Here is a 13,990-nt window from a genome sequence, read left to right on the forward strand (position 1 = left end):
CGCTACTGCGCCATCACGACGAAGACCTTGCGCAAGGTCTCGTGCACATGCCACTCTCCGGTGGTGTGCGCCGGAAAGAACAGCGTGTCACCCGCGCGGATCTCCAGCGCGGCGCCATCGGTCGGCGTGAAGGTGCAGGCACCGACGAGGATGTGCATGACCTCGGCGTTGGCCAGCTGGCGCTCGAAGCGGCCGGGCTCGCATTCCCAGATGCCGCTCTTGTTGTCACCTGCGCCGGCGAGCTCGACGTCGATGCCGCTCAGCCGGCAGGGCGGCTGACTCAGGGGGCGTGCAGGCGTGCCCTGGTCTTGCAGGCCGCCGATGGTGGCCGACTGGCGAAGGATGGTGATGCCCATGGTGCTCAACGTCCGGCCTCGACCGCATCGGCCAGCTCGGCCAGCGTGTGGAAGTGGTAGTCGGGCACGGTGTGCTTCGACTCGATGGTGCCGCCCGAACCCTTTTGTGCATGCCGTCGCTCGATCCAGCAGGTGGTGATGCCCAATTGCTTGGAGATGCCGATGTCGTGGTACTGGCTTTGCGCCACGTGCAGGTTGTCGGCCTGCTTGTAGCCCCAGGCGCCTTCGAAGCGGCCGCGGGCATAGGCGAAGTAGCGCGCGTCGGGCTTCTCGCACAGCGCGTTGTCGCAGCTCAGCAGCATGTCGAAGGGCGAGCCCAGGGTCTTGTCGAAATGCGCCAGTGCCCAGGCTTGCGCATTGGTCATCGTCACCAGCTTGAAGCGCTTGCCGAGCCGCTTCAGCGCTTCCACCGAATCGGGGAACGCCGGCCATTGCGCGACCGAGTCGCGCAGGCCCTGTGCGATGGCGTCGGTGTCGGGCAAGCCAAGCGCCGGCGCGACGGCGTGCCAGCAGCGCTCCAGGTCGTCGGGGTACCAGCCGGCATTGCCGTCGGCGCGCGCGCGCCGGTAGGCGGCCAGGAAGTCGTCGTCGCTCACGTCGGCATCGGGCGCCGCGCTGCGCAGGTAGGCGAGCATGCCGCCCTCGAAATCGATCAGCGTGCCGACGACGTCGAAGGTGAGGACCTTGAAATCTTGCAGGGACATGGAAAAGCTCCAAGGATGAAGAAGAGGACTTCATCGAGCATAGGTGCGCACCCTGCGGGCGCGGGCCCGAACTTGGGCCGCGTCACGGCACAGGATGCGGTTGTCGGCGCCGCGGTGGCATCTTCTTGCGCGGCGGCGCTCAGTTCTCGCCGACGTGGCCCTTGTGCTGCGGCAGGTCGTCCGTGATCGTGAACCACGGCGCCTTGGAGCCGACGAAGATGTGTGCGGTCGGGCGAATCGCTGGCGCATCGACCAGTGTGCCCAGGGTGACGTGCACGAACTGGCCGTCGCGCACCACCGAATAGAGCAGCGAGCCACACTTTGCGCAGTGAATATCGCCCGCGTCCTTCTTGCCGTAGATCATCACCGCGTCTTCGCCCTGCGTGATGGCGAGCTTGCCGCGCTCGATGCCCGCGAAGGGCTTGAAGGCCGAGCCGGTCGCGCGCCGGCAGTCCGAGCAATGGCAGTTCAGCGCGTAGGCGAATTCATCCGCCACCTTGTAGTGGACGGCGCCGCAGAGGCACTTTCCCGCGAGCATGCGGCCGATGAAGAAGCTGCCTCAGCCCGCCAGCCCCACGAACACGTTCTGCACGTCGTCGTTCGCGTCGATGGCCGCCAGAAAGGTTTCGACTTCTTCCAGGTCTGTCGCGCTCAGGCTCGCCGGATCGACCGGGTTTTTGGGCTTGTAGCCCAGCTTGGCCGACAGCACGGTGAAGCCCTGGGCCGGCAGCGCGCGGCTCACGAGGTCGAGGTCGGTGGGGTCGGTCAGGAAGACCGCGGGGTGGCCTTCGCTGGCTGGTTCGAAGTCTTGGGCGCCGGCTTCGATGGCGGCCACTTCGGGGTCGGCGTCGGGTTTGGCGGGTTCGGCTTCGATCATGCCGACGTGGTCGAAGTCCCACGACACCGAGCCCGAGGTGCCCAGCTGGCCCTTGCGGAACAGCACGCGCATTTCAGGCGCGGTGCGGTTCACGTTGTCGGTCAGGCACTCGACCATCACCGGCACGCGGTGCGGCGCGAAGCCTTCGTACATCACGTGCTCGAAATGCACGGCCTCGCCAGTGAGGCCCGCGCCTTTCTTGATGGCGCGGTCGAGCGTGTCCTTGGGCATCGAGGCCTTGCGCGCCTGCTCCACGACCAGCCGAAGACGCGAGTTGGAGGCCGGATCGGCGCCGTTGCGCGCGGCCATCATGATTTCCTTGGCGAGCTTGCTGAACAGCCGGCCCTTGGCATTGGCCGCCAGATCCTTGTGTTTCGCTTTCCATTGGGCGCCCATGTCTGTTTCCTTGAATGTGTGTTGTGCGTGCGGCCGTGTCTGGCAGGCTCCTGGCTTTGCAGAAAGAAGGGCTGGATGACCGGATTGGGGCGACTACTGTAGCCTTCTTCCCATGACTGCTGCACACGAAAACCAGTACCCCACGCCGTTCGAGTCCGGCAACGGCAACCAGACCACCACCTGGGCCGAATGCATCGCCTTCTACGAGCGGCTGGCCGGGCAATTTCCCGGCGTGCTGCGCTGGGGCGAGATCGGCGTGTCGGACACCGGCGTTCCCCTTCACGCCGGCGTGGTCACTGCCGACGGCGTGTTCGATCGCGACACGCTCAGGCAGCAGCGCCGCCCGGTGTTCTTCAACAACAACGGCATCCACCCCGGCGAGCCCGAGGGCATCGATGCCTGCATGGCGCTGGTGCGCGATTTCTGCACGCAGCCCGGGCGGTTGGCGGCGCTGGGCGACACGGTGTTCCTGTTCATTCCTGTCTACAACGTGGACGGCTGTATCAACCGGCAGAACACCTCGCGCGTGAACCAGCTCGGGCCCGAATCTTTCGGCTTCCGCGGCAACGGCCGGCACCTGGACCTGAACCGCGACTTCATCAAGTGCGACAGCCTGGCCGCGCAGGTGTTCAACCGCTTCTTCACGGCGTGGGACCCGGATGTGATGGTCGACACCCACACCTCCAACGGCGCGGACTACAGCTACACCATGACGCTGATCCCGACCCAGCCCGACAAGCTGGGCGGCGGGCTCGGGCAGTTCCTGCGCGAAAGCATGCTGCCTGCGATCTACGGCGATATGGCGCAACGCGGCTGGCCCACCTGCCCGTACATGAACCTGCTGGCCGAGACGCCCGACGACGGCATCGAGGACTTCCTCGATCTGCCGCGCTTTTCCACCGGCTATGCGGCGCTGCACCACACCATCGGCTTCATGCCCGAGACCCACATGCTCAAGCCCTTTGCCGACCGCGTGGCTTCCATGCGGACGCTGGTCGAGGTGGTGCTGGAATTCACCGTCGCGCATGCGGCGCAGATTCAGAATCTGCGCCGCGACGCCAGGGCTGCTGCAGCGCAGCAGGCGCGCTGGCCGCTGACATGGCGCAACGACCGCAGCCGGCCGGCGAGCCTTCGCTTCAAGGGCTATCGCGCGGTTCGCACGCCGAGCCGGCTCGGGAACTACGAGCGGCTGGCCTACGACCGCAGCCAGCCCTGGGAGAAAGACATCGTGCACTTCGATCGCTGCGTGGAAGACCTGGCGGTCGCGGCGCCCAAGGCCTACCTGGTGCCCCAGGCCTGGCGCGAAGTGATCGAGCGCCTGCAATGGAACGGCGTCGAGCTGCGGCGCCTGGAAGCGGACCAGTTGTTCGATGCGGCCCGGGTGTATCGCGTGCAGAGCGTGACCTCGCGCGCGAGCGCCTACGAAGGCCACATGTTCCATGACCAGCTGGTGCTCGCCACGCACACCGAGCGCTTCCAGGCGCGCGTGGGCGACGTGCTGGTGCCACTGGACCAACCCAACGCCCGCTACGCGGTCGAAACGCTGGAGCCCGAAGCCCACGACAGCTTCTTCCGCTGGGGCTTCTTCAATAGCGTGCTGGAGAAGAAGGAGAACTTCTCGGCCTATGTCTTCGAGGACACCGCGCTGCGCATGCTGGAGGACGAGCCCGAGTTGAAGCGCCAGTTCGAGCAATGGAAGGCGGACCACCCCGAGAAGCTGTCTGACCAGCAGGCTGTGCTGGGCTTTCTCTTTGCGCACGGCCGGCGCCATGCGGAGCCGGGGTGGCGGCGCTATCCGGTGGTCGGGCTGATGTAGGCAGGTCGCGGCGCGGACAGCAGTTTTTTCCAAGTCCCGGCGGCGCATTGCGTCTAGGCTGCGGTCATCCTTCAACTCCTTTGGAACGACCAGACATGCGATCCAGCGACGCGCAACAGAAGACAGATGCCTTTCACCGGCTGCACGCCGGCCCTGATCCATTGGTTCTCGTGAACGCCTGGGACGCCGCCAGCGCCCGCATCGTCGAGCGCGCCGGTGCGATGGCCATCGGCACCACCAGCGCAGGCATGGCTTGGTCGCTTGGCTACGCAGACGGCGAGCGCATGCCCGTCAGCGAGCTGATCGCAGCCTGCGAGCGCATCTGCCGCGTGACGGGAGTGCCGGTGAGCGTGGACATCGAACAGGGCTACGGCGACAGCACGCAGGCGGTGGGCGACGTGGCAAGCGCGCTGATCGGCATGGGCGCGGCCGGCATCAACATCGAGGACGGCACACGGCCGGGCACGCGCGAGCTGGCGGCGCCCGAGGTGATGTGCGAGCGCATCGCCGCCATCTGCAAGCTCGATGCGCGCTTTTTCATCAACGCGCGCACCGACGTCTACTTCGTGCCCTGGAACGACCCGGTGGCACGATTCGAAGAGGCGCTGCGCCGCGCACAGCTTTACGCGGCGGCGGGTGCGGACGGCATCTTCGTGCCTGGCATGTCCAGCCTCGAAGAGATCGAACGGCTGTCTGGCGCGCTGAGCCTGCCTGTGAACGTGTACGCGGGCTATGCCGGCGCACCCTCGGCCGATGGCCTCGCACGCGCCGGTGCGCGGCGCATCAGCCTGGGCTGTGGTCCGCTGCAGTCGGCGCTGGGGCTTGTGGACCGCATCGCCAAGGAGGCCTTCGAGCATGGCCGCTTCGGCACGATGGGCGAGGGCATGCTGTCGGTCGGAGAGATCAATGGGCTCTTTGCTGCCACTGCCTGAGCCCCGCATATGCAGGGCGCGTTCGGGTACAGTGGGCGCCCCTTGCCGCAGCCGACCCCGCCCGAAACCAGCTCCCCGCACAGCATCCGCCTCGAGGCGGTGACGCTGGTGCGCGGCAACCAGCATGTCTTCGAGGGGCTGACGCTCAGCCTGCAGGAGACGCGCATTGGCCTGATCGGCGACAACGGGGCTGGCAAGAGCAGCCTGTTCCGCCTCATCAGCGGACTCGATCAGCCGCAGCAGGGGCGCGTGGTCGTGCATGGCTGCGACACGCAGGCCGACCGCAGGCAGCTGTCGAAGCACGTGGGCCTGATGTTCCAGAACCCCGACGACCAGATCATTTTTCCGACCGTGGCCGAGGAACTGGCCTTCAGCCTCACGGCGCGCGGCGAAACACGGCAGGCGGCGCGGCAGCAGGCGCGCGATTTTCTTGCGCAGCGCGGGCTCGAAGCCTGGGCCGGGCGCGCCGTGAGCGAGCTGAGCCAGGGTCAGCGCCAGCAGGTGTGCCTGCTGGCGTTGCAGATCAGCGAGCCCGCCACGCTGCTGCTCGACGAGCCCTTTGCCAGCCTCGACCTGCTGAGCCAGGCGCGATTGGCCGCGCAGCTCGAGGCGAGCGACCACCAGATCCTCGTGTCCACGCACCTGCTCGAACACGTCTACGACTTCGAACGCGTGCTGTGGCTCGAACAGGGCAAGGTGCGCGCCGACGGGCCGGGCCGCGAAGTGTGCGAGGCCTATGCCGAGAACGTGCGCGAGCGCGCTGCGGCAGAGCGGGGTCGCCATGCGTAGCCTCTATTCGGAGCAGCCGACGTGGATGCATGCGATGGCGGCGTGGGTCAAGCTCGCGGTGCTGTCGGTGTGCGGCACGCTGCTGGTGCTGGTCGAGCGGCCGGTGCATCTGGCCGTTGCCTGTGCGGTGGTGCTGCTTATCTTCGTCTCGCTCGGGCCACCTGCGTGGCGCCGGGTGCGCATGCTGGTCGGCGTGGCGGTCGCTGGCGGGCTGATCGTCGGCTTCCACTGGGCGATGGGCACGACCCCGCTCGGCGTGGCCAGCGCATTGCGCCTTGCCAGCGCGGCGACGCTTGCGCTGATGCTCACGCTGACCACGCGCTTCGAAGACCTGCTGGCGGTGCTCGAAGCGGTGCTGCATCCGCTGCAGCGCCTTGGCGTGCCGACCGAGCGGATCGCACTGGGCCTTGGCCTGATGCTGCGCTTCGCCGAAAATTTCTATGTGCAGTGGCAGCGCCTCGACGACGCCTACCGCGCGCGTTCAGGCCACGGCGGCGGCCTGCGGCTGCTGGCGCCGCTGACCATCCGCACGCTGCAGACGGCGGAGCGCGTGGCCGATGCGCTCGCCGCGCGGCTCGGGCGCTGAGCTTCCTTCCTTTTTCTCGATTGCGATTGCCATGACCACCACTTCAGGCTCCCTCACTTCGTCCCGCTCCCTGTCGTACATCGCGCTGTTCGCAGCGCTGATGGCGGTGTTCGGCCTGATCCCGAAGATCGACCTGCCGTTCGGCGTGCCGATCACGCTGCAGTCGCTGGGCGTGATGCTGGCGGGCTGCCTGCTCGGGCCGCGCCGCGGCTTCCTGGCGATTGCGCTGTTCCTGCTCGCAGTGGCGCTGGGCCTGCCGCTGCTGCCCGGCGGCCGTGGCGGCCTGAGCGTGTTCGTGGCGCCGGCCGGGGGCTTCCTGTTCGGCTGGATGTTCGGGGCCTTTGCCTGTGGCTTGCTGATGCGCCTTGCCGTGCGTCGCATGGCCGGGGCCACGGGCGTGGGGCTGCTGGTTGCGGCTTTTGTGTCGTCGGTGGTCGGCGGGATCGTCGTGGTCTACGGCTTCGGCATCGTCGGGCTTTCGTTGATCGCCCACATGTCGCTGCCGCAGGCCGCGCTGGCCATGCTGGTGTTCATTCCCGGCGACCTGATCAAGTGCGGCATCTGCGCGATGCTCGTGCAGACGGTGATGCGCGGCATGCCGGGCTGGCGGCTCGACCGCGACTGAGCTACTTGCCGCGTCGCCTGAACACGGTGGCCGAGAGGTAGTCCTTGCGCGGGCCGTGGACCGTGTGGCGGATGGTGAAGGAGCCGTCCGCCAGAAAGCGGTAGCTGCTGTCGTAGGTGTCGGGCGTGCACAGGTGCGTGGCCGAACCGGCGAGCGCATCGCCGTCGCGCACGATGCCGATGGCGTGGAACAGGCGCTGCGGGGTTTCGGCAAAGTGCACCACGAAGCCGCCCGGAGCGCGTTCGAAGAGGTATTCGCGGTGGCCGTCGAATTCCTTGCCGTCGGCAAGGCGGATCCGGCCCTCTTCGCGGTACTTCAGCATCCCTGTCTCGAGCGGCGTGAACACGGCTGTGCCGGTCATGGAGGCCTGGCCCTCGATGGTTCGTTCCAGGTCCCATGCGCCCACCAGCCTGTCGAAGACAGTGTCCGCAGTGCCCCAGGGGGGCGGGGGTGGAAAGGCAGGGGCCGGCGCGCTCATGCAAAGACTCTACGACAAGCCCTGATCTCCCTTTGGAGCAGCTGATTGTTTCCACTTCGTGAACGCCGTGGTTCTTTTCTCTAAGGGTTTTTACTTAGATAACGGCGCACAATTCATCTCACAGACCGGCCCCAAAGCCGATCTGGGTGAACAGGGCCCCGAGCGAGGTGGCCGCCCCCGGAGGGACGGTGACCCACCCAAGACCGGTTCGAAATCATCCAAAGAACTGAAACGAATTGAAGGACATCCAAATGACCGCCTCTAAGCTCCTCTCCGCTATCTCCATCGCCCTGCTGGCCGCTGCCGGTGCTGCACACGCTGAAACGTATGAAGGCGTGCACCAAGTGACCTCGGCCGCCAGCCGCGCCGACGTTGCCGGCCAGGCCGTGGTTGCAGCCCATAGCGCCAACCCCTACGCCACCGGTGCCGACGCAGGCCCCGCTCGCGTGATCGTCTCGACGACCAGCCGTGCCGCCGTTCGCGCCGATGCGGTTGCCGCTGCACACAGCGCTGACCCGTATGCCGAAGGCGCTGCCGCTGGTGTCGCACCGGTCGTGGCAAGCACGGTGGACCGCGCCGCGGTGCGTGCCGCAGCCCGCGCTGCCGCTCGCGGTGACGCACTGCCGCTGTAATCACTCCCCCGACAGGGGCTGAGACAAAAGGCCGGGCCATGCGATGCATGGCCCGGCCTTTTTGCGTCTGGCTTGCTGCGCCTGGTCAGCGCGCGGGCAGCAGCCGCAGCGCGGCGATGAGGAAGGGCGCGTCGTCGTCGGTCGGGTCGTGCAGTTCGACGAACCATTGCGCGGCGTCGCCGTATCCGGAGCCTGCGCTGAGTTCGCAGGCATAGAGCAGCCTTCCTGCCCGCGCATCCTCCCGGGACGCGACGGCTTCATCGCAGCACTCATCGATCAGCGACAGCGTGCCATCGGGCGCACCGACGAAGGACCGTCGCATCAGCCGCATGACGATGCGTTCCGGCGCCACTGTGCGTTCGCCTTCCCGCGCAATGGGCACCGTCGCGCGCAGCCGCAGTTCGAACGGCTCGCTGACGCGAAAGCCTTCCCCGCGCTCCAGCGACATGCCTTCAAGCGCCACGCGCACCCGGCGGCGCTCGCGCAGCCTCGCGACGACGAGCAGCACCGCCGACACCGAGAAGACTCCGAAGAACGGCAGCCCCACCGCCAGCCAGAGCCATTGCCAGCCACCGGCCAGCGCCCAGGTCATTGCCCGCAAGCCGAAGACCGCCATGAACACCAGCACCGCGAGCGCGACCAGCCACGCGGCCCAGTCGGCGGCCGACTTCGGCGCGCGTTCCGTGGCCTGCGGCGCGCGCGAGGTCCATTCGGTGGGCAGCCTTTCGTCGTCCGGCTGGGCGATCGGGTCGATGGATGAATGGCGCTGCAGCATGAAGAGCCACCGAGCATAGCCAGTCGCGTAGCAAGCAGGCAGCACCACGCCGGTGCGGCTCCCGGCCATGTGGCGGAGCCGCCTTCGCCAAAAGGCGCATTGCCTTGCCACGGCGCATCCTTCATGATTGCGCGGCGCGGAAGGGGTGGCCGCAAGTCTTCATGCTTTCGCATTAGTGCGTCATCGTGGTGCGGCCGGGTGAAAATACGAGCACGCTTCCGTCAGGAAAAAAGAAAGCATGATCCCGTTGCAGCCGAGGCGGCAACCCAACACGCATGGCCCTTACTCTCGACCCCGAAGACACGCGCGGACGCATCCACGACCTGGTGTGGAGCGGCTTTTATCCCGACGCCGATGTCGAATGGCTGATCACCGACGAGTACCTCGATCCCGATGAGATCACCGCCGAAGACCGGGCCTGGGTCAAGGCCGAGGCCGCAAGTGCATGCGCCGCCAAGCGCGCGGCCGAGGCCGGGTGGCCCGCGCAGACCGAATACGACCGGCTCGAAGCCGTGTTCGCGCAGCTGCGCAGCGAAAAGATCATTGCGCTGCACCGCGCAGGCAACACGCTCGCCGATGGCCACGACGACGTGCGCGAGCAATGGCGCGCCGCGGGCCGCATGGACTCGGGTATTCGCGGCTGCTGCTTCTATCACGCGCAAGACCTCGATGCGGCGGTGCGCACCGGCCGCCTGCACCTGGCCTTCAGCGGCGGCATGATCCCCGAGATCGAGCAGCGCGAAGCCAACACCGTGGTGGTGGGCCATCGCATCGCCGAGCTGCTGCGTGCGGCCGGCTTCGGCGTGCAATGGAGCGGCAACATCGACCAGCGCATCGAAGCCGACCTCGGCCAATGGCGCAAGCGCGGCCCCTCCGCGTGAGCGTGCAACAGGCCTGGCAGCCGCCGCGCCGCATCGACGCGATCGATTTCTGGCTGCGCTCGCGGCTGCTGGCCACGGCCCATGCGTTGCGCGAGACGCTGCGGCCTTCGGCCCGGCGCTGGCACGGCGGCGACAGCGCACTGGCCGACGCGCCGGTGCTCGCGCAATACCGCACTCCCTTGTGGTCCGACGGCCGCGCCGAAGAATTTCCGCTCGTGGCCGGCAAGGTGCAGAACCTGCGCGTGGCGCGCCGTGCCTTCGATGCCATCGAGGTGCCGGCAGGCGAAGTGCTGAGCTTCTGGCGCCAGCTGGGGCGGCCGGGCGCATGGCGCGGCTTCGTGCAGGGCCGCGAGCTGCGCGGCGGCTGCGTGGTGCCGACGCTGGCCGGCGGGCTCTGCCAGCTGTCGAACGCGCTCGCCACCGTGGCGGTGCGTGCGGGCTTCGAACTGGTCGAGCGCCATGGGCACACGGCGCGCATCGAGCAGGCCGACGCGGCCGACGGTGACGCGGTCGATGCGACGGTGTTCTGGAACTACGTCGATCTCAAGCTGCGCGCAAAGCATGCGTGGCGGCTCGAAGTGGAATTGACCGACAGCGAACTGGTGCTGCGCATCCGCGCGCGTTCTGCGCTGGCGGCACCGGCTGCGCCAGTCGTGCTGCGCCGAACGTATGACGACGCGGGCGCAGCACTGCCATTGGCGCGCGGTTGCCTGAGTTGCGAACAGACCGCGTGCTTTCGCCATCGTCCGCAGGTCGACGTCGGCCCCGAGGGCCGCGCGGCGGTGCTGGTCGATGGCTGGACGCCGGAGTTCGCCCGCTACCTGCGCGAGGAACATCCACACGCGCAGCGCCTGCAGCCGGCGCCGCTGCGGCTTGCGTTTTGGCGTCTGCCCGCGACGGGCTGGCACCGTGAGACGGCAGTGCCCGCGCAGACACTGTGGGCCGTGAGCCTGCGCCGCGCGCTGTGGCAGAGGCTCTGGGCGCGGCATGCAGGCCGGCGGCAGGCGAGCCTGATCGACGGCCAACGCTGGCTTGCGCGCGCCCTGGCAAGCCGCCTGACGCCGGAGTACACGGAGCTGGTGGTCGAGCAGGCACTGCTGCCGCACCTGCAGCGCATCGGTGCGCTCGACGGGCGCCGCGTCACCGTGCTGGCCAGCGCGTTGCCGATGGCCGAAATCGAACAGCGGCTCGATGCCGCGGCCCGGTACTGGCCCGGTGACGCAACGCTGCGCGACTTCCGCGCAGATCCGTCGCTGGTGCGCGCCGAGACGCTGGCGCTTGCCCGTGCGAAGGCCGTGGTCACGCCGCATGCAGATGTCGCCCGGCAGCTCGCCAAGCTGGCACCGCAAGCAGCATTGACGCAGCTCGACTGGATGCTGCCCCCGGTCAAGGCTGTTGCTTTCATCGAACGCAGGGGGCCGTCGCTCGTCGTGTTCGCCGCAAGCGCACTGGCACGCAAGGGTGCGCGCGAACTTGCCGCGGCGCTGCAAGGCTGGCCGTACCGGCTGCGCGTGCTGGGCTCGCCTTCGGATGACGCGCAGCTCTGGCGCGGCATCGCGCACATCGAACACATGAACTGGCAAGGCGACTGGCTGGTCGGCGCCAGCGTCGTCGTGCTGCCCGCGCACGTCGAGCACGCACCGCGCGCGGTGCTGCGCGCTGTGGCAGCCGGGGTGCCCGTGGTGGCCTCGACCGCATGCGGCCTCGCAGGCTTGACCGGCGTGCGCGAGGTAGCACCGGGCGACGTCGAGGCCCTGCGCGCCGCATTGCAGGCTGCTTGCATCCCCTGAACGGAGAGGACAGATGGCATCGATCGAACAGGCCCGCGCGGCGCTGGCTTCCCATGGCGCGCTGGCGCCGCAATCCACCGCCGAGCATTGGCGCGGAGAGATCCCTCTGCCGGCCGCCATAGAAACCTTCTACGCACAGGTCGGCCCGCTCGGCGAGTGGATCAACGACCGCGTGGGCCATGCGGGCCTCACGGTGCCGACCGCCGGCAACCCCTTCAGCATTCCGACGCTCGCGCGCCTGTGGGAGCTGCAGGCCGGCTACCGCTGGCACGGCATCACCGGCGAGCGCATTGCCGACTGGCCCGATCACTGGCTGGTGGTGGCCGACCAGGGCGCGGACCCCTTCATCTTCGACCTGAACACAGGCGCGATACAGTTCGCCCGGCATGGCGAGGGTGTGTGGAAAGACGATGCACCGATCTTTGCCGGCATCCTCGAGATGGCCGCGTGCCTCGGCACTATCGGCCAAGTGTGGGACGAGGCGGGCGAGGACATCTTCATGGACGACGATTCCGTCAACCCGGTGCACCGCGCGCGCCTGATCGAGCGGCTCACGCCGCTGATTGGCGCCAGCGAGGCAGGCGACATCGCGGACCTGTTCGACTGGTAGTCAGCTGGCGCGCCGCAGGAAAAACAATACGGGAGCAGCACTTCAATGACCATCGACCTCCAGACGCTCAAGTGCGGCGAATGCGGCAGCAGCGTGCTCAAGCGCACCGGCCTCAACGAATACACCTGCGACCACTGCGGCTCGGTCACGCTGGTGGAAGACAACGTGTCCGACCGGCTGGAGCGCGTGCTCAACCAGGTGAAGAACGAAGCCGGCCGCCGGCTCGCGGCTGAAGAGGCGCTGAGGCAGAAGCTGATGCTGCGCAAGGTCGGCATAGCCATAGCCATCCTGCTGGGCGTGGTGCTGGTGTTTCGCGTGGTCGGGTTGTTTCTCTTCGATTCCCGCGACGCCGCATCCGGTGCACCGCGGTCCGTGGTGGCCGCTGCGGTCGACCGCACCATTCCCGTCGATGGCCTGAAGCTCAACGAGCCGCGCCAGGTGCTGGTGGGCCGCGGCAGTTCGGCCATGCCCAAGCTGCTGGTGGTGGCGCGCAACGAAACCGGCAAGTCGCTGTCGCGCGCGGGCATTCGCGCCACGTACTACGACGGCGACAGCAAGCTCGACGAGCGCAGCGAGATGCTGCCGGTGTCCGTGCTGGAGCCCGGCGAAAGTGCGCCCGTGTTGATCGACATGCCCAGCGGCAAGAACGTCACTCGGCAGGAGCTACGCGTGCAGAAGCTGGCCGAGCCCTACAGCGCGGTGCAGGGGCCGCGCATGGCCTTCTCGCGCGTGCGGCTCATCCAGCAGGGCGAGCGCGTGCGGCTGGTGGGCCGCATCGCCAACGACCGCAAGGACGCCACGGTGCTTGGCGGCTTCGAGGTGCTGGTCACGCTGTACGACGACGCGGGGCAGGTGATCGGCTTCGGCCACGGCTACGGGCAGGCCAACGAGATCCAGCCGGGCACGCGGACTTCGATGGACGTGAGCATCGCGCGCTTCGGCCGCGCGACGGCCATCGCGGCATGGGACTACCGCATCGGCTACAGCACGGTCGAGTCGTCGGGCACGCGCACGCCGGTGCTGAACGCCGACCGCGTGATCCGCACGGTGGGCGGCCCCGAGTCCTTCAACCCCGAGCTGCGCCTGGGCACCGACGACCTGCTTGCCGACGACAGCGAGCGCTTCGACGACAAGCAACTCGAACTGCTCCCGCTGGTGGACGGGCGCAACAACATCCAGCAGCGGCTGTTCCTGGGCGAGCTGGTGAACCGCAGCACCGATGCAGTGGTGCTCGCGCCGGGCGGCGTGATCTCGCGCTTCAGCGGCAGCAAGGCGCATGGCACTACGAACATCACGGGGCTGGCGTACCTCTATCCGGGCGAGCGCTTTCCGATCTTTCTCGAGCCCGAGGACATGGAGCGCATCACCGCGACTCGCGTCGAATGGAAGCCGATGCGCCGCGCGGCATTGCCGGGTCCGCGCAAGCCGCTGGAGGTGAAGGTGACGGGCACCAAGGCCGAAACCGGCAGCGTGCTGCTCAACTTCAGCCAGCGCTTTACCTACAAGAGCGTGGAAGTCACGGGCAGCGTGAAGAACCCGGGCACGGGCATCGTCGGCAAGGTGCGGCTGTGGGTCAGCCTGCGCGACCGCAACGGGCAGCTCACGGGCTTCAAGCTGGTGGAGAACCTGCCGGCCATCGCGCCGGGCGAGAGCGTGCCGTTCCAGGTGAACGTGGAGCAGAACGGCCGCGACTTCGCGAGCGTGACGACGCTATACCAAACCGAATAGCCCCTCGGGCGACGG

The 13,990-nt window shown here is 67.9% G+C and carries 16 protein-coding genes; 10 read left to right on the plus strand and 6 right to left on the minus strand.

Going from position 1 to position 13,990, the window contains the following annotated elements; translation table 11 throughout:
- Window positions 1-2 precede the first annotated feature (2 nt).
- The 4 genes from BLV60_RS10140 to BLV60_RS10155 all read right to left on the minus strand — a co-directional run bounded on the left by BLV60_RS10140 (window position 3) and on the right by BLV60_RS10155 (window position 2,333).
- Window positions 3-356, minus strand: coding sequence for a cupin domain-containing protein (locus BLV60_RS10140; protein WP_093054254.1), 354 nt, complete (start codon window positions 354-356; stop codon window positions 3-5).
- A gap of 5 nt (window positions 357-361) precedes the next feature.
- Window positions 362-1,060, minus strand: coding sequence for an HAD-IA family hydrolase (locus BLV60_RS10145; RefSeq protein WP_093053919.1), 699 nt, complete (start codon window positions 1,058-1,060; stop codon window positions 362-364).
- Window positions 1,061-1,199: 139 nt separating this feature from the next.
- Window positions 1,200-1,598 carry a GFA family protein gene (locus BLV60_RS10150; RefSeq protein ID WP_093053921.1) on the minus strand — a complete coding sequence of 133 codons (399 nt, stop codon included), beginning with the start codon at window positions 1,596-1,598 and terminating at the stop codon, window positions 1,200-1,202.
- A gap of 21 nt (window positions 1,599-1,619) precedes the next feature.
- Complete coding sequence (locus BLV60_RS10155; RefSeq protein WP_093053924.1) at window positions 1,620-2,333, minus strand: YebC/PmpR family DNA-binding transcriptional regulator; 714 nt, start codon at window positions 2,331-2,333, stop codon at window positions 1,620-1,622.
- A gap of 112 nt (window positions 2,334-2,445) precedes the next feature.
- Between BLV60_RS10155 and BLV60_RS10160 the strand changes: the two genes are divergently transcribed.
- From BLV60_RS10160 to BLV60_RS10180, 5 genes are all read left to right on the plus strand, one after another.
- Window positions 2,446-4,149: a M14 family zinc carboxypeptidase gene (locus BLV60_RS10160; RefSeq protein WP_093053927.1), complete on the plus strand. Its 1,704-nt coding sequence runs from the start codon at window positions 2,446-2,448 to the stop codon at window positions 4,147-4,149.
- A gap of 95 nt (window positions 4,150-4,244) precedes the next feature.
- A complete protein-coding gene (locus tag BLV60_RS10165; protein ID WP_093053929.1) occupies window positions 4,245-5,081 on the plus strand; it encodes an isocitrate lyase/PEP mutase family protein in 837 nt (278 codons plus the stop codon).
- Window positions 5,082-5,123: 42 nt separating this feature from the next.
- On the plus strand, window positions 5,124-5,870 hold the full coding sequence (locus tag BLV60_RS10170) for an energy-coupling factor ABC transporter ATP-binding protein (RefSeq protein WP_093054256.1): 747 nt from the start codon (window positions 5,124-5,126) through the stop codon (window positions 5,868-5,870).
- Entirely contained in the window at window positions 5,863-6,456 is a 594-nt protein-coding gene (locus BLV60_RS10175) for an energy-coupling factor transporter transmembrane component T family protein (protein ID WP_093053931.1), read from the plus strand. The genes BLV60_RS10170 and BLV60_RS10175 overlap by 8 nt, the downstream gene beginning before the upstream one ends.
- Before the next feature lie 31 nt (window positions 6,457-6,487).
- Window positions 6,488-7,081 carry a biotin transporter BioY gene (locus BLV60_RS10180; RefSeq protein ID WP_093054258.1) on the plus strand — a complete coding sequence of 198 codons (594 nt, stop codon included), beginning with the start codon at window positions 6,488-6,490 and terminating at the stop codon, window positions 7,079-7,081.
- Between the two features lies 1 nt (window position 7,082).
- Here the strand turns inward: BLV60_RS10180 and BLV60_RS10185 are convergent, their stop codons facing one another.
- Complete coding sequence (locus BLV60_RS10185; RefSeq protein ID WP_093053933.1) at window positions 7,083-7,559, minus strand: DUF6314 family protein; 477 nt, start codon at window positions 7,557-7,559, stop codon at window positions 7,083-7,085.
- Window positions 7,560-7,810: 251 nt separating this feature from the next.
- Between BLV60_RS10185 and BLV60_RS10190 the strand changes: the two genes are divergently transcribed.
- Window positions 7,811-8,191, plus strand: coding sequence for a helicase SNF2 (locus BLV60_RS10190; protein WP_093053935.1), 381 nt, complete (start codon window positions 7,811-7,813; stop codon window positions 8,189-8,191).
- Window positions 8,192-8,276: 85 nt separating this feature from the next.
- On the opposite strand, the gene BLV60_RS10195 is transcribed toward BLV60_RS10190, so the two are convergent.
- Complete coding sequence (locus tag BLV60_RS10195) at window positions 8,277-8,966, minus strand: hypothetical protein (protein ID WP_176928766.1); 690 nt, start codon at window positions 8,964-8,966, stop codon at window positions 8,277-8,279.
- A 275-nt stretch (window positions 8,967-9,241) separates the two neighbouring features.
- On the opposite strand from BLV60_RS10195, the gene BLV60_RS10200 reads away from it, so the two are divergent.
- From BLV60_RS10200 to BLV60_RS10215, 4 genes are read left to right on the plus strand one after another with little or no spacing between them, the layout of a single operon-like run.
- Window positions 9,242-9,847, plus strand: coding sequence for a DUF6891 domain-containing protein (locus BLV60_RS10200; RefSeq protein WP_093053937.1), 606 nt, complete (start codon window positions 9,242-9,244; stop codon window positions 9,845-9,847).
- On the plus strand, window positions 9,844-11,637 hold the full coding sequence (locus BLV60_RS10205) for a VanW family protein (protein ID WP_256328947.1): 1,794 nt from the start codon (window positions 9,844-9,846) through the stop codon (window positions 11,635-11,637). The genes BLV60_RS10200 and BLV60_RS10205 overlap by 4 nt, the downstream gene beginning before the upstream one ends.
- A gap of 13 nt (window positions 11,638-11,650) precedes the next feature.
- Entirely contained in the window at window positions 11,651-12,247 is a 597-nt protein-coding gene (locus BLV60_RS10210) for a hypothetical protein (RefSeq protein ID WP_093053941.1), read from the plus strand.
- A gap of 45 nt (window positions 12,248-12,292) precedes the next feature.
- Window positions 12,293-13,975 (plus strand): FxLYD domain-containing protein, encoded by a 1,683-nt coding sequence (locus tag BLV60_RS10215; protein ID WP_093053943.1) that lies wholly within the window; start codon window positions 12,293-12,295, stop codon window positions 13,973-13,975.
- The last annotated feature ends 15 nt before the right edge of the window (window positions 13,976-13,990 follow it).

It is taken from the genome of Variovorax sp. YR634 (assembly GCF_900106655.1).
Lineage (GTDB): Bacteria > Pseudomonadota > Gammaproteobacteria > Burkholderiales > Burkholderiaceae_C > Variovorax.